Annotated in this window: 11 protein-coding genes; 3 read left to right on the forward strand and 8 right to left on the reverse strand. The window is 68.8% G+C overall.

The genetic code is table 11. The features are described from left to right. Positions 1–54 precede the first annotated feature (54 nt). Positions 55–2,790: a CDP-glycerol glycerophosphotransferase family protein gene (locus DEI98_RS13120; protein ID WP_111100980.1), complete on the forward strand. Its 2,736-nt coding sequence runs from the start codon at positions 55–57 to the stop codon at positions 2,788–2,790. Here the strand turns inward: DEI98_RS13120 and DEI98_RS13125 are convergent. Genes DEI98_RS13125 through DEI98_RS13135 form a run of 3 tightly spaced genes read right to left on the reverse strand, consistent with a single transcriptional unit; the run spans position 2,724 to position 5,001 of the window. After that, positions 2,724–3,422 (reverse strand): acyltransferase, encoded by a 699-nt coding sequence (locus DEI98_RS13125; RefSeq protein WP_258370861.1) that lies wholly within the window; start codon positions 3,420–3,422, stop codon positions 2,724–2,726. The genes DEI98_RS13120 and DEI98_RS13125 overlap by 67 nt on opposite strands. A gap of 32 nt (positions 3,423–3,454) precedes the next feature. Further along, complete coding sequence (locus DEI98_RS13130) at positions 3,455–4,183, reverse strand: ABC transporter ATP-binding protein (protein WP_258367169.1); 729 nt, start codon at positions 4,181–4,183, stop codon at positions 3,455–3,457. Then, positions 4,180–5,001 (reverse strand): ABC transporter permease, encoded by an 822-nt coding sequence (locus tag DEI98_RS13135; protein WP_111030339.1) that lies wholly within the window; start codon positions 4,999–5,001, stop codon positions 4,180–4,182. The genes DEI98_RS13130 and DEI98_RS13135 overlap by 4 nt, the downstream gene beginning before the upstream one ends. 168 nt (positions 5,002–5,169) lie before the next feature. Here DEI98_RS13135 and DEI98_RS13140 point away from each other — a divergent pair, with 168 nt between their 5' ends. After that, positions 5,170–6,540 carry a glycosyltransferase family 4 protein gene (locus DEI98_RS13140; RefSeq protein ID WP_111100981.1) on the forward strand — a complete coding sequence of 457 codons (1,371 nt, stop codon included), beginning with the start codon at positions 5,170–5,172 and terminating at the stop codon, positions 6,538–6,540. Then, a complete protein-coding gene (locus DEI98_RS13145; RefSeq protein WP_111100982.1) occupies positions 6,537–7,991 on the forward strand; it encodes a glycosyltransferase family 2 protein in 1,455 nt (484 codons plus the stop codon). Before DEI98_RS13140 ends, DEI98_RS13145 begins: the two co-directional genes overlap by 4 nt. Before the next feature lie 59 nt (positions 7,992–8,050). Here DEI98_RS13145 and DEI98_RS13150 read toward each other — a convergent pair whose 3' ends face one another. From DEI98_RS13150 to lspA, 5 genes are all read right to left on the reverse strand, one after another. After that, complete coding sequence (locus DEI98_RS13150) at positions 8,051–8,854, reverse strand: hypothetical protein (protein WP_111100983.1); 804 nt, start codon at positions 8,852–8,854, stop codon at positions 8,051–8,053. Next, positions 8,851–9,201, reverse strand: a complete 351-nt coding sequence (locus tag DEI98_RS13155; protein ID WP_111100984.1) for a DUF2200 domain-containing protein — start codon at positions 9,199–9,201, stop codon at positions 8,851–8,853. The genes DEI98_RS13150 and DEI98_RS13155 overlap by 4 nt, the downstream gene beginning before the upstream one ends. Positions 9,202–9,212: 11 nt before the next feature. Next, complete coding sequence (dnaE, locus tag DEI98_RS13160) at positions 9,213–12,692, reverse strand: DNA polymerase III subunit alpha (protein ID WP_375334817.1); 3,480 nt, start codon at positions 12,690–12,692, stop codon at positions 9,213–9,215. A gap of 769 nt (positions 12,693–13,461) precedes the next feature. Continuing rightward, the gene (locus DEI98_RS13165) at positions 13,462–14,391 is read right to left on the reverse strand and encodes an RluA family pseudouridine synthase (protein WP_111100986.1); all 930 of its coding nucleotides are present in this window, start codon (positions 14,389–14,391) and stop codon (positions 13,462–13,464) included. Then, on the reverse strand, positions 14,388–15,074 hold the full coding sequence (gene lspA, locus DEI98_RS13170; RefSeq protein WP_228513405.1) for a signal peptidase II: 687 nt from the start codon (positions 15,072–15,074) through the stop codon (positions 14,388–14,390). The genes DEI98_RS13165 and lspA overlap by 4 nt, the downstream gene beginning before the upstream one ends. Between the last annotated feature and the right edge of the window lies 1 nt (position 15,075).

Consider the following 15,075-nt stretch of genomic DNA (forward strand, 5'->3'; position numbering starts at 1 on the left):
CAGCCCTAAACTATCGCAGCACGTGCATCACGACGACAGGGAGCCGATCGACCGATGGACTCAGCGATCCGGACCACACCACTCATCTCCGTCGTCGTGGCGGCGCTCGACGTGGAACGGTACCTCCCGACGCTCCTGCGGTCGTTCGAACGGCAGACGTTCGACCACGACAGTGTGCAGTTCGTGTTCGTCGATGACGGGTCGACCGACTCGACGGGGTCGCTCCTCGACGACTGGGCCAGGTCCGCTGGAGCCGACGTGACCGTGATCCACCAGGACAACGCCTGGATCGCCGACGCACGGAACACCGGATTGGCCCGTGCCACCGGGCAGTGGGTCACCTTCGTCGACGCCGACGACGAGCTGGAGGAACGGTACTTCGAAGAGGTCGCGAAGTTCATCGAGTTGCACGCGTCGGACGATGTCGCGCTCCTCGCGGCCCATCAGCTCCTCCTGGACGACGACGGCGGCGTGACGGACGGGCACCCGTCCCGCAAGCGCTTCGAGAAGGGATCGCGCATCGTCGACATGCGGTTGGACCCCGTCGTGCAGACCGGCGTGAACGCGGCGTTCATGCGTCGTGACCTCGTCGAGGCGGCGGGTCTCCGGTTCGACGGTCGTGTCCGACCCACGTTCGAGGACGCCCACTTCGTCGCGCGCTACCTGCTCCGCAACGGACTGCACCGGATCGGTCTGATGGCCTCGGCCAAGTACCGCTACCGTCAGCGCGGCGATGGCAGCTCCACCATGCAGACCAGCCACGAGGACCGACGGAAGTACACCGACGTGCTCCGTCACGGTCACCTCGGGCTCCTCGACGAGGCGTCGGCGACCGGACGCATCGATCGTTGGGTGGCGAACACCGTCCTCTACGACCTCGTCGGGTACTTCCGGCGCGAGCGTGCGATCCGGTCGCCCTCGGCCCTCGCCCCCGCTGATGCGTTCGACGAGTTCCACGAGCTGGCGGCTGCGGTCCTGCAGCGGGTCGGTCCGGAAGCGGTGCGCTCCTTCGACCTGCTGCCCGTGGAGTTCGCGGTGCGGCGGGCGATGCTCGTCGGGTACCGGGACGAACCGGACCGCCCGAACACCGTCAACCTCGCTCAGGTCGATGAGGCCCACCAACTCGTGCAGCTCCAGTACTGGTTCACCGGCGAGATCCCGGCGGAACAGATCGCTGTCGACGGACACGAGGTCGTCCCCGAGTTCGAGACCGTCCAGGACTTCGTCTTCTACGGTCGGCCGCTGGTTCGCCGGCGCGTGATCTGGATCCCCCGCGGCCACGTCACCGAGATGCACGTGGACGGACAGCAGGTCGTCTTCGCCCGGGGTGAAGTGCCGAACCACTACGCAACCCTGACCCGCCGCCAGCTCGAACCGCAGATCCTGGCGCAGCGCCGACGCGTGGTCGATCCCAACGAGGTGGAGCTGACCAACAAGCAGCACGTCTGGCGAGCGGTGCGCGAGCGTGCGATCACGACCCGGAACTCCCTGCAGAAGACCGCACTCCGGAACGCCCTGGCACCGACGCTGGCCCGCACGCGACGCGCACGCGAACGGTTCCAGGGCGCGTGGGTGTTCATCGATCGGGACACGGACGCGAACGACAACGCGGAACACGCCTACCGGTACGTTCGACGGCACCGTCCGGACATCAACGCCTACTTCGTGCTCAACCGCGATTCCAAGGACTGGGACCGCCTGCAGCGCGAGGGGTTCCGGATGATCGCATTCCGGTCGCTCGAGTGGGTGCAACTGATGCTCCACGCCGAGCACGTCGCGTCGTCGCACATCGCGGACTTCGTCACCAAGCCCCTGCCCGCGTCGAAGTTCGGGCAGCCGCGGTTCCACTTCACCTTCCTGCAGCACGGCGTGATCAACTACGACCTGTCGCGGTGGCTCAACTCGAAGCGACCCGACCTGTTCGTGGTCTCGACCCCGCAGGAGCGGGACGCGATCGCGGGCCACGGGCAGTGGATCTTCTCCCAGCACGAGGTCGTCCTGACCGGGCTGCCCCGCTTCGACGCGCTCCTCGAGAAGAGCCGGGCGAAGCAGGAAACCGAGCGCGACCTCATCCTCGTCATGCCCACCTGGCGTCATTACCTCGTCGGGGCGCAGGTCGCAGGATCCGGAGCGTGGGAGCGTGACGACCGGTTCATGCAGAGCCGTTTCGCCAAGGAGTACACGGCGCTCATGTCGTCGCCGGAGCTCCGCGCACTCGCGAAGCGGACCGGGAAGCGCCTCGCGCTCATGCCGCACCCGCTCCTCCGTCCGTACCTGACCGACTTCCACCTGCCCGACGACGTGGAGATCCTCGACTTCGCCGTCGACGGTGTGCAGGACGTCCTCGCGCGGAGTGCCGCGTTCGTGACCGACTTCTCGTCGCTGGCCTTCGACGCCGCCTTCATCGACGTCCCGGTGGTGTACTTCCACTTCGACCTCCGCGAGTTCTTCGGGGGCTCGCACAGTGGTCGTCGCGGGTACTTCGACTACGACGAAGCCGGGTTCGGCGAGGTCACCGGGTCCGTCCGGGAAGTGGAAGGCGCTGTCGAACGGATCGCAGAGGCCGGGTTCCGCCCGTCGGACACGTTCCGGGAACGGGCGCGACGGACCTTCGTCACGCGGGACGGGCGCAATTCGGAACGCGTCATCCAGATGATGGAGTGGTTGACGGGCGGACCACGACCAGCCGAGCCCGAGGCCGAGGCCGCGCTGCCCGCCGAGGATCAGTCCTCGGCTTCGGTGAGCTCCCAGAACGGCGAACGCTCGACCGTCGACGCGTCCGGCTTGTAGAAGGGCTCCTTCAGCGAGAGGTGCGGCCGCTCCCAGGCGACGTCGCGCCGCACGACCCGTGCCGGTGTCCCGACGGCGATGCAGTTGTTGGGGACCCGGCCCGTCACGATCGACCCGGTCCCGATCACGGAGCCGCGCCCGACGGTGGTACCGCCGAGGACCGTGACGCCGAGTGCGAGCCAGACGTGGTCACCGATGTCGATCGACCTCGACACGTTGACCCGCGCTCCGGTGCGGACGTCGAAGATCGGGTGCGCGTCGTCCGCCCGGATCTGGACGTGCGAAGCGATCATGACGTCGTCGCCGATCCGCACGGTCGTCCCCTCCGTCGCCGAGATCACGCAGTTGGCGGTGGTGGATGCGTTGGCGCCGACGAGCACGGACGAGTCCTGCCCGATCCTGATGTTCGCGACGAACGCCGGCGCACCGTGGTTCTCCGCGATGTCGAGGAGACCGTTGTCACAGTCCATGCTCACCACGATCCGCCCGAGACGCGCACGTTGGTGGACCCGCACGACGTTGTTCGACCCGCGGAACGTGATCTTGACGTTCCCCCGTTTCGGGCCGGCGTACTCGATACGGTTCCCGCGGTCGTCCGAGTAGGCCGACAGCTCCTCAACATCCGTTTGCACGGTTCCAGCCTAGGTGCAGCGCAGGAGCACGCTCAGACGGTCGCCTCGTACGCCGACACGACCTTCTTGGTCGGGCCGATCATCTTCAGCTCGCCCTCGTTGAGCCAGGCGACCTGGTCGCACATGTCCTTGACGGTCCCCATGGAGTGCGAGACGAGGATGACCGTGCGGCCTTCGTCCTTCATCTCCTTGAACTTCGTCTGGCAGCGCTTTCGGAACGTCGCGTCGCCGACGGCCAGCACCTCGTCCACGACCAGGATGTCCGGCGTGACCGCGACGGCGACGGAGAACCCGAGCCGCACGTACATGCCGGACGAGTAGTTCTTCACCGGCTGGTCGATGAAGTTGCCCACACCGGAGAACGACACGATGTCGTCGAACTTCCGCGCCACTTCCTTGCGGCTCATCCCGAGGATCGAGCCGTTCAGGAACACGTTCTCGCGACCGGAGAGCTCGGGGTGGAACCCAGAGCCGACCTCGAGCAGTGACGCCTGCTTGCCACGCGCGGTGATCGAGCCCTCCTCCGGCCAGAGGATCTTGGCGAGGCACTTCAACAGCGTCGACTTACCCGACCCGTTCTTGCCGATGAGGCCGAACGTCGATCCGTGCGGGACCTCGAACGACACGTCCTTCAGCGCCCAGAAGTCCTCGTGCACCGACTTCTTCCCGCGCATGACCATGCTCTTCAGCGAGTCGTTGCGCTCGTGGTACATGCGGAAGCGCTTGGAGACGTGTTCGACGGAGACGGCGGAGTCGTTCACAGGAGTTCAGCCAGCTTCTTCTCGTTGCGGGAGAACACGACGTAGCCGATCGCGAGCGAGGCGCACCCCGCGATGGCACACGCGACCAGGTCGGTCCAGTTCGGGAGGCGGTTGTCGTACATGAGGTTCCGAAAGACCTCGGAGAACCGCTCGATCGGGTTGAGCTTGTAGACGTGGATGATCCACGGGTGTCCGGCCTTGTTGGCGGCGTCCTCGACGAGCGAGAGCGGGTAGATGATCGGCGACAGGTACATCCACATCTGCAGTGCGATGCCGACCAGGTGCTGCATGTCGCGGAAGTGCACGTTGATGATCGAAAGGATCAGCCCGAGGCCGGCGGAGAACATGGCGAGGAACACCATCGTCAGGGCGATCAGCGGCAGGTAGAGCCAGAAGTTCGACCCGGCGATCGCGAGCGCGATGAGCAGCACCCCCATCTCCACCAGCCACGTGAACCCGAAGGACCCGACGGCCGCGAGCGGCAGGGTCATCCGCGGGAAGTACACCTTCTTGATCAGTGAGCCGTTGGCGACGATCGACGTCATGCCGGAGTTGATGACGTTGCGCGCGAAGATCCAGGGCAGCAGCCCGCACATGAGCCAGAGCGGATAGATGTTCAGCCCGCTGGGGTCACCGACCTCGAGTCGTGCCCGGAAGATGAACGAGTACACGATCGTGTAGATCAGCATCGTCGCGAGCGGGTTGATCAGGGACCACAGTTGCCCGAAGACCGTGCGGCGGTACTTGCCCTTGACCTCGCGGGCGGTGAGGTTCGCCAGGAGTTCCCGCGACGACATGAGCTCGTTCAGGTACGTCATGCTTCGGGTGCAGGCTCCTCCGGGGCGCAACGCAGCGCTCCTCACAGGGATTCGGGGACGAGACATTCTCGCACAAAGGTTGCACTTGCCACGTTCGACTCGGTGATGCATGTCCGCTGCGGGTGCCGCGGAGACGAACACCTGGTGAAACCTGAGTAGGGTTGGTGGGTGATCGTCAGCTTCGCCAACCACTCCACCGCGCCGGTGAACCTCGGCGGGGCGGAACGGTCACTCATCCGCTTCGTGGAGGACTGGCAGGCGCAGGACCCGGCCATGACGCCGACCTTCATCACCAAGGCCCCGCGCGGCAAGTTCATCGATGCCCTCGAAGAGCGTGGCTGGTCCTACGACGCGCTGCGGTTCCGCGGCTGGGCCCTGCCGAGTCCACAGCCCGCACCGGCTGCCGAACGCGCCGCCTTCGCGACCGTCGACTACGCCGCCGTGAACGCGATCATCCGGAAGTACGAGCGCGAGCGCCCGGACCTCGTCGTCACCAACACACTCGTCGCCCCGTGGGCGTCGTTCGCCGCCGCGGTCCTCGGGATCCCGCAGGCGTGGTTCGTCCGAGAGTACGGCGACCTCGACCACGGTCTGCAGTTCCAGACGGGCCGTGCGGGCGTCCTCGGCGACATCGGCCTGCTGTCCGGGGCCGTCGTCACCAACTCCGAGGCGATGCGCGACCACCTCGTCCAGTACATCCCCGCCGACAAGCTCTCCGTCGCCTACCCGACGGTCGACACGAGCCGACTCTTGGCGACGAAGGACGACACGCCCGCCGTTACACCCTTCCCGCAGGCGCAACCCGGCCTCCGGATCACGGTCCTCGGCCGCGTCGAGGAGTCCAAGGGTCAGCACCGCGTCGTCGATGCGCTCGGGGCGCTGCGCCGACGAGGCGTGACCGCAAGCGTCTGCTTCGTCGGGAGCTGGAAGCACCCGGGTGAGGACCAGCGGCTCACCGACCGCGCCCGCGCGCTCGGTGTCACCGAGCACGTCGTGTTCGCTGGCGAGCAGCACACGCCCGCGCCCTTCATCCAGGCGGCCGACGTCTGCGTCACACCGTCCACCATCGAGGCCTTCGGTCGCACCACCGCCGAGTACATGGCGCTCGGCAGGGCCGTCGTCGCCACGCGCCAAGGCGGCAGCGCGGAACTCGTGGAGCCCGGTGTGACCGGCGCGTTGGTCGAGGCAGACGACACGAACGCCCTCGCCGACGCGCTCGCCGCGTACGCGGCCGACCCGGACACGGCCAGGAGGCACGGTGCGGCTGCACCGGAACGTCTCACCACCGTCACGGGTGCAGGCCACGACAACGCGGCGGCCATCGCACGGTTGGTCGCGCTGGTCGGCACCGAGGGCTACCGGCTCCCCCAGGCGGCGCGCTACTGGTTCGAGCTGCCCGGCGCGTACGCCTCGCTCGGTGCGACGAGCGCCAGAGCCGCCGTCGGACTCCTCGCGAGCCGCGTGCGATCCCGCTCGGGGGCCGTCGGCCGACTCCTCGCCCGGCCGGGCGTCGTCGTCCGGAAGCTGGCTCGGCGATGACGCGCGACCGTCGTCCGGTCACGATCGTCGTCCCGATCTACGACGACCTCCCCGGTCTCGAGCGCTGCATCGAGGCACTGCTCGAGACGGTGGACTTCGCCGTCGACCGCGTGCTCCTGGCGAACGACATGGGCCCCCGCGTCGACGCGATCGAGGCCCGGGTGCTCGAGCTCGTCGGTGACCACGAGGGGTTCGAGTACACCCGCAACAGCCGCAACCTCGGCTTCGTCGGCAACTGCAACCGGGCGGTCCTCGAGCTCGACCGCACGGGCAACGACGTCCTGCTCCTCAACAGCGACACCGTCCCGATGCCGGGGTTCCTGGACGAGATGACCGCGGTCCTGGCCTCGGACGAGTCGATCGGCGTCGTGTGCGCGAGGAGCGACAACGCCACGATCGCGTCCTTCCCCTACGCGCGGCGGAACCCGCGCGCGAGCCTCACACCGCGCCGCACCCGCGAGCTGCACGGCCGGACGAAGTACCTGCTCCCGCGGCACACGGTCTCCCCGGTGGCGATGGGCTTCTGCTTCCTCATCCGGCGCGAGATGGTCGACCGTTTCGGCTTGTTCGACGACGTCTTCTCCCCCGGCTACGGCGAGGAGAACGACTTCTGCCTGCGGATCAACGAGCACGGTTTCACCTCGGTGTTGGCGAACCGCGCGTTGGTCCTGCACACGGGCTCGACGAGCTTCAGCGGGGATCGCGGTCCCTCGCTCCGGCTCGAGCACGAGCGGATCCTGCTCGAGCGCTATCCCTTCTACGGCGGCGCGATCGCGCTCTTCCTCGCCCGGTACCGTGACGCCGTCGACGTGTTCGCCGATGCGTTCCTGCCCGACGACGACGTCGTCCGCGTGGCGCTGCACCTCCCCGCCGACCTGACCGACGAGGTCATCGCTCGGACCCGCAGCACCCTCGCTGCAGCGCCGGATGACGTCGTCGTCACGGTCATCGTCGCGAAGTCGCAGATCCGGGACGCCCGTGAGGCGTTCCCGGGCGCTGCGATCGCCGTCGGGGGCCGGCCACGGCAGATCTTCGACGTCGCGGTCGCGCTCGGTGCGCTGACCACGTTCGCGCAGCTCTCCGCGCTCAACGCCAACGCTCCCCGCTGGATCCTCGTCGACCCCGTGTCGCAGGACGTCCGGTGGTCACACGCGGTCGCGAACCACCGTGCTTCGGCGATCGACCGCATCCTGCGCCGCTTCGAGAACCAGAGCACGAGCTGGCGTGACGGGGACGACCTCGTCCGGCTCGTCCGCACAGCCGCCGCGAACGAGATCGACCCGGCGTCCCTGCGTGCTCGCTGGCACGCGGTTTCGGACATCGCCGAAGCGACCGGCCTCCTGGTGCACCGCGCGACGGTGTCGGTCCGACGCCTCGCCGCGCTCACGTTCGGTGCGCGCAACCCGCGCATCGTCGCCCGCCTCCGCGCGATCGCCGGCCGCGGCGCCTGAGCGACGACCGACGAGCGGACGGGAGGCCCGTGGCGGCGCCGCCACGGGCCTCCCGTCCGTCACGCGAGTGCGTTGACGACCGCGCGGTGTCGCGCGATGCTGGCCACGTCGAACGCACCGAGCAGGTGCAGCGTGGCGATCCGGAACACGAGGGCGCGCAAGAGCAGCTGCCGCCACTGGTGTTCGCCCTCGCCGAGATCGTCGAGGCGGTCGACGGACACGCCGTGCCAGCAGACCGCGTCGACCGCAGCGATCGCGGCTCCCGTGCCGGCCGGACGCCAGTACGGTGGCCAGTCGATGATCGCGGGCGCGAGTCCCTCCGCGAACAGGACGTTGCCCAGCAGGTCCCCGTGGATCAGCTGCGCCGGCGCGTGGACGGGACGGAACGCCGCGGCCAGGCGATCGAGGGTCGGGTCGGTCGGCAGTGGTACCTCGCCCCAGGCCATGCGGTCGGCGCGACGCCACGGGTCGTCGGTCTCGGGGTCGGCCGTCCGGAGGAACGCGGGGCACCCGACGCCGGCGACTGCGCGGTGGAAGGCCCGACCCGCTCGGATGACGTCGTCGACACGGGTCTCGTCAGCGGCCCCGGCGACGAACTCCCACGCCTCCCACTCCCCGCACCGCCAGGCACCGGCGCGAGTGGGCACCGGTCTCGGAGTCCGGAACGCCGACGTGTGGCCCAGGTCCGCGAGCACCGCAGCGCGCCAGTCCGTCACGAGCGCACCGTCGTGGGGCCGGAGGACGATGTCGCCCGCCCGCCAGGAGCGGCCGCGGCCGCCCACGAGTGGCACCGGTGTGGCTGTTCCCGCACCGAACGCGGCGAGCACTCCGGGGTCCGGTGGTGCCGGCTGGCCGTCGGTCACGCGGTCCGCAGGATCTTCACCATCGGCCGGCCCTTGGCGACCTCGTCGACGAGCTTGTCGAGGTACCGGATCTGCCGCATGAGCGGGTCGTCGAGCTCCTCGATCCGCACCCCGCAGATCACCCCGGTGATGAGCGGGGCGTTCGGGTTGAGGTGCGCGCCGGCGAAGAAGTCCTCGAACGTGGTCCGGTCGGCCAGGTGCTGCGCGAGCGCCCGCCCGTCGAAGCCGGTCAACCACTCGATGACGGTGTCCAGCTCCGCCTTCGTGTGGCCCTTCCGCTCCACCTTCGCCAGGTAGTGCCCGTAGACGTCCGCGACGGGCGTCCCGAAGATCCGGTGACCGGCCATGGTCGCTGCTCCTACACCAGGCAGCGGGGTCCGAGCAGGCTCTTCAGCTCGCCGAACAGGTCGGGGGTCAGGTTCACCGGGAACGGCAGCTCGAAGGTGCGCGCGACGTCGTCCTTGAGCAGCTTCAGCCGGACTTCGGTGTCACCCTGGTGGCGGCCGAGCACGGCGGCGAGTTCCGTCACCGTGGTCGTCGTGGCCTGGCGTTCCGGCAGCGACAGGGTGAGCGGGCCAGAGCCCATCGCGTCGCCGACGTTCGGCTGGAACATGCTCACCGCGTGCAGGGCCTTGCCGTCGTCGCGGACGTTGACGCGGCCGCGCAGGACGACGATCGAGTCGGGCACCAGGGACGGGCCGAACTCCTGGTAGGTCTTGCCCAGGAACATCACGCCGATCTGGCCGCCGAAGTCCTCGATGTCGACGATGCCGTACGGGTTGCCGCTCGTCTTCGCCACCCGGTGCTGCACGCTCGTCAGCAGGCCGGCGACGGTCACCGTCTCGCCCTCGATCGAGTCGTCGGCGGTGAGCAGGTCGGCGATGGTGATCGACTGGTGCTTCGCGAGCTCGATCTCGAGCCCGGCGAGCGGGTGGTCGGACACGTAGAGCCCGAGCATGTCCCGCTCGAACGCCAGCTTGTCGCGCTTGGACCACTCCGGACGGTCCGGCACCTGGGACACCGCGGCACTCGGGGCGTCCTCGGCTGCCTCGGCGAAGAGCGAGTCGAAGTCGAACCCGACGTTGCCGTGGGCCTCGTCGCGCTTGACCTTCACCGCGCCCTCGACCGCGCCCTCGTGGATCTCCACCAGGGCTCGGCGGGTGCCACCGAACTCGTCGAAGGCACCGGCCTTGATGAGCGACTCGACCGTGCGCTTGTTCGCCGACGAGATCGGGATCTTGCGCAGGAAGTCGTGGAACGACTCGAAGGCGCCCTTCTCGGTCCGCGCCTTGACGATGTCGTCGACGACGTTGAACCCGACGTTGCGGATGGCACCCATGCCGAAGCGGATGTCGTCGCCGACTGCGGCGAAGAAGCCGATCGACTCGTTGACGTCCGGCGGCATCACCTTGATGCCCATCCGGCGGCACTCGTTCAGGTAGAGCGCGAGCTTGTCGCGGGCGTCGCCGACGCTCGTCAGCAGCGCCGCCATGTACTCAGCCGGGTAGTGCGCCTTGAGGTACGCGGTCCAGAAGGACACCACACCGTAGGCCGCCGAGTGCGCCTTGTTGAACGCGTAGTCGGAGAAGGGCAGCAGGATGTCCCACAGCGTCTTGATCGCCGCGTCGGAGTACCCGTTGTCCTTCATGCCCTGCTGGAAGCCCGCGTACTGCTTGTCGAGCTCGGACTTCTTCTTCTTGCCCATCGCGCGGCGGAGGATGTCCGCTTGGCCGAGGGAGAACCCGGCGACCTTCTGCGCGATGGCCATGACCTGCTCCTGGTAGATGATCAGGCCGTAGGTCGTGCCGATGATGTCCTTGAGGGGCTCTTCGAGCTCCGGGTGGATCGGCGTGATCGGCTGCTCGCCGTTCTTGCGGAGCGCGTAGTTCGTGTGCGAGTTCGCACCCATGGGCCCCGGGCGGTACAGGGCGATGAGCGCGGAGATGTCCTCGAAGTTGTCGGGCTTCATCAGCCGCAGCAGGCCGCGCATCGGCCCACCGTCGAGCTGGAACACGCCGAGCGTGTCCCCGCGCTGCAGGAGCGCGTACGCCTCGGGGTCCTCGAGGCCCATGTTCTCGAGGTCGAGCTCGGTCCCACGGTTCGTCTTGATGTTGTCGAGGGCGTCACTGATGATCGTGAGGTTGCGGAGCCCCAGGAAGTCCATCTTGATCAGGCCGAGCGACTCCGCTGCCGGGTAGTCGAACTGCGTGACGATCTGGCCGTCCTGCTCCCGCTTCATGATCGGGATGATGTCGATGAGCGGATCGCTCGACATGATGACGCCGGCAGCGTGCACGCCCCACTGGCGCTTCAGCCCCTCGAGCCCGAGGGCGGTGTCGAAGACCGTCTTCGCCTCGGGGTCGGTCTCGACCACGGTACGGACGTCGACGGCTTCCTTGTAGCGCGGGTGGTCCTTGTCGAAGATCCCGGTGAGCGGGATGTCCTTGCCCATCACGGGCGGCGGCATGGCCTTGGTGAGCTTCTCGCCCATGCCGAACGGGAACCCGAGGACGCGCGAGGAGTCCTTGAGCGCCTGCTTCGCCTTGATCGTGCCGTACGTGACGATCTGCGCGACGCGCTCCGACCCGTACTTCTCGGTGACGTACTTGATCGCCTCACCGCGGCGCCGGTCGTCGAAGTCGACGTCGAAGTCGGGCATCGAGACGCGGTCCGGGTTGAGGAAGCGCTCGAAGATCAGGCCGTGCCGGATCGGGTCGAGGTCGGTGATGCGCATCGCGTACGCCACCATCGAGCCGGCGCCGGAGCCACGACCCGGACCGACGCGGATGCCGTTGTTCTTGGACCAGTTGATGAAGTCCGCGACCACCAGGAAGTAGCCCGGGAACCCCATCTGGTTGATGATGCCGACCTCGTAGTCGGCTCGGTCCTGCACCTCTTTCGAGATGCCGTCCGGGTACCGGTAGTCCAGCCCCTTCGCCACCTCTTTCTCGAACCAGGAGTGCTCGGTCTCGCCCTCGGGCACCGGGAACTTCGGCATGTAGTTGGCCGAGGTGTCGAACTCGACGTTGCAGCGTTCCGCGATGAGCAGCGTGTTGTCGCAGGCCTCGAGGTTGTCGCGGAAGACGTGCCGCATCTGCGCCGGGGTCTTCAGGTAGAACTCGTCGGCGTCGAACTTGAAGCGGTTCGGGTCGTTCAGCGTCGAACCGGACTGCACGCAGAGCAGTGCCGCGTGGGACTTGGCGTCGTGGGCGTGCGTGTAGTGCAGGTCGTTGGTGCCGACCAGCGGGATGTCGAGGTCCTTCGCCAGGCGGATCAGGTCGCTCATGATCCGGCGTTCGATCTCGAGGCCGTGGTCCATGACCTCGGCGAAGTAGTTCTCCTTGCCGAAGATGTCGCGGTAGTCGGCGGCGGCCTGCACCGCTTCGTCGTACTGGCCGAGACGCAGACGCGTCTGGATCTCCCCCGAGGGGCAGCCCGTCGTGGCGATGATGCCCTCGTGGTACTCCTGCAGGAGCTCGATGTCCATGCGGGGCTTGAAGTAGTAGCCCTCGAGCGACGCCTTGGACGACAACCGGAACAGGTTGTGCATGCCCGTGGTGTTCTCGGCGAACATCGTCATGTGCGTGTACGAGCCGGCGCCGGACACGTCGTCGCCCCCGCCGTCACCCCAGCGCACACGGGTCTTGTCCGAGCGGTGCGTGCGGGGCGTGATGTACGCCTCGGTCCCGATGATCGGTTTGACGCCACCGGCCTTGGCGGCCTTCCAGAACTCGAAGGCGCCGAACATGTTGCCGTGGTCGGTCACCGCCACGGCGGGCATCCCCTGCGCGGCGGTCTCCGCCACGAGGTCGGAGAGCCTGGCGGCACCGTCGAGCATCGAGTACTCGCTGTGCACGTGCAGGTGGACGAAGGAGTCGGAATCCGACACGGAACCTCCGGTTCGTACGGTGTGCTGCGGGGTGGGAACAGCCTAACCGCGGCCGCCCACATTCCCGCGCGCGTCGGGGCGGACTGGAGGCACGGGGCGGGGCCGCACCGCGCCTCCAGTCCAACAGCGGGTCGCGACACGCTCGGGGCGCGCCGCCGAGCGGGCCGGACACGCCGCAGGCGCGCCGCCGCGGGGAGAGAAAGCGTCACCTGAAGGCTCCGCAGCCGACAGTTCGTGCCCCCTCGGCGCAAGCGGCCGGGCGCGCCGGGACACGCGCGGGGCGCGCCGCCGAGCGGGCAGGACACGCCGCACGCCAGCCGCCGCGGGTGCGGAACGCGTCGCCTGGCGGCGCCCCAGCCGACAGTTCGTGACCCCTCGGCGCAACGGCCCGGGCACGGCGGACGGGAGGCGCGTGGCGGGGCCACACCGCGCCTCCAGACCGGCACCGGGTCGCGACACGCGCGGGGCGCCCCGCCGAGGGAGCAGGACACGCCGCAGGCAGGCCGCCGCGGGCGCAGAAAGCGTCGCCTGGCGGCGCCGCAGTCGACAGTTCGTGACCACTCAGCGCAAGCGCCCGGGCGCGGCGGTCTGGACCCGCGGGCCGCCCCGCCGAGACGGCAGGACACGCCGCACACGGGCCGCCGCGGGCGCAGAAAGCGTCGCCTGGCGGCGCCGCAGCCGACAGTTCGCGACCCCTCGGCGCAAGCGCCCGTGCGCGTCAGAGCGACGCGCTCCGGATCTGCTCCAGCGCTGCCTGCAGGTCGTGCGGGTACTGCGCCTCGAACGACACCCACTCGCCCGTGCGGGGGTGGTCGAAGCCCAGCCGGACGGCATCGAGCCACTGGCGCGTCAGCCCGAGCTCGGCCGCCAGCACCGGGTCGGCGCCGTACATCGTGTCCCCGACGAGCGGGTGGCGCGTGGCAGCCATGTGCACCCGGATCTGGTGGGTGCGCCCGGTCTCCAGGTGCACCTCGAGCAGAGTTGCAGCGCGGAAGGCCTCGAGCGTCTCGTAGTGGGTGACGCTGGGCTTGCCCTCCGACGTGACCGCGAACTTCCAGTCGCTCGACGGGTGCCGGCCGATGGGGGCGTCGATCGTGCCCGAGGTCGGGTCGGGGTGGCCCTGCGCGAGTGCGTGGTAGACCTTCTCGACCGTGCGCTCCTTGAAGGCCCGCTTCAGGTGCGTGTACGCCAGCTCGGTCTTCGCGACGACCATCAGGCCCGAGGTCCCGACGTCGAGGCGGTGCACGATCCCGGCACGTTCGGCGGCGCCGGAGGTCGCGATGGTGAACCCGGCGGCGGCGAGGCCCCCGGGCACGGTCGGACCGTCCCACCCCGGCGAGGGGTGCGCGGCGACGCCGACCGGCTTGTCCACGACGACGATGTCCTCGTCGTCGTGCACGATCGTCATGCCCGGCACGGCCGCCGGCACGATGCGCGGCGGCTCCTTCGGGGTCCACTCGACCTCGAGCCACGAGTCGGCGTGCAGCCGGTCCGACTTGTCGACGGGGACGCCGTCAACGCGGACGCCACCGGCTGCGACGACGTCGGCCGCGAACGACCGGCTGAAGCCGAGGAGCTTCGCGATGGCGGCGTCGACGCGCTCACCGGCGAGCCCGTCGGGCACGGGAAGAGAACGCGATTCGCTCACGTGGCGTCGTGGCCCAGCGTGTCGCGACGGTCGCGGTCGTCCGGCCTGGAGGCACGGGTCGGCTCGTCGAGAGCGGCGTCGGTCGACGAGAACGCGGCCCCACCGTCGAGCGGCTCCGCCGCGTCGACCGGCTGCGCCGCGTCGAGCTGCGCCTGGCGCTTGGCCGAGAGCGTGCGGGTGCCGTCGAGGTTCACGCCGAGGATCACCAGCAGCACGAAGACCACCATGCTGATGCAGATGAAGGAGTCGGCGACGTTGTAGATCGCCGGCATCATCCACGGCGTCGAGATGAAGTCGACGACGTGGCCCCGACCGAAGCCGGGCTCACGGAAGAGCCGGTCGAGCAGGTTGCCCAGCGCGCCGCCGAGCAGCATGCCGAGCACGATGGCCCACCACATCGACCGGATGCGACGCGAGTACACGATGATCGCGACGACGACCGCGGCCGAGATGACCGAGAACACCCAGGTCATGTTCACCGCGAACGAGAACGCGGCCCCCGGGTTCCGGACGTACAGGAACTGCAACGCCCCGCCGAGGACCGGGACGGGGGTGCCGTACGGCAGGTTCGCGACGACCAGCGTCTTGGCGACCTGGTCGAACGCCACCACCACGACAGCGGCGAAGGCCAGTGCCGCGATCGCGCGGACACTGACCTTCGCTCGTGATGCTGGTCGCGACAAC

This window comes from Curtobacterium sp. MCLR17_034, from assembly GCF_003234485.1.
GTDB lineage: Bacteria > Actinomycetota > Actinomycetes > Actinomycetales > Microbacteriaceae > Curtobacterium > Curtobacterium flaccumfaciens.

What these genes read in the sequence shown, in the direction of transcription:
- DEI98_RS13120 (WP_111100980.1), top strand. Translation starts at nt 55, where the DNA reads ATGGACTCAGCGATCCGGACCACACCACTCATCTCCGTCGTCGTGGCG.
- DEI98_RS13135 (WP_111030339.1), bottom strand. Translation starts at nt 5,001, where the DNA reads ATGACGTACCTGAACGAGCTCATGTCGTCGCGGGAACTCCTGGCGAAC.
- DEI98_RS13145 (WP_111100982.1), top strand. Translation starts at nt 6,537, where the DNA reads ATGACGCGCGACCGTCGTCCGGTCACGATCGTCGTCCCGATCTACGAC.
- DEI98_RS13155 (WP_111100984.1), bottom strand. Translation starts at nt 9,201, where the DNA reads ATGGCCGGTCACCGGATCTTCGGGACGCCCGTCGCGGACGTCTACGGG.
- dnaE (WP_375334817.1), bottom strand. Translation starts at nt 12,692, where the DNA reads ATGCTCGACGGTGCCGCCAGGCTCTCCGACCTCGTGGCGGAGACCGCC.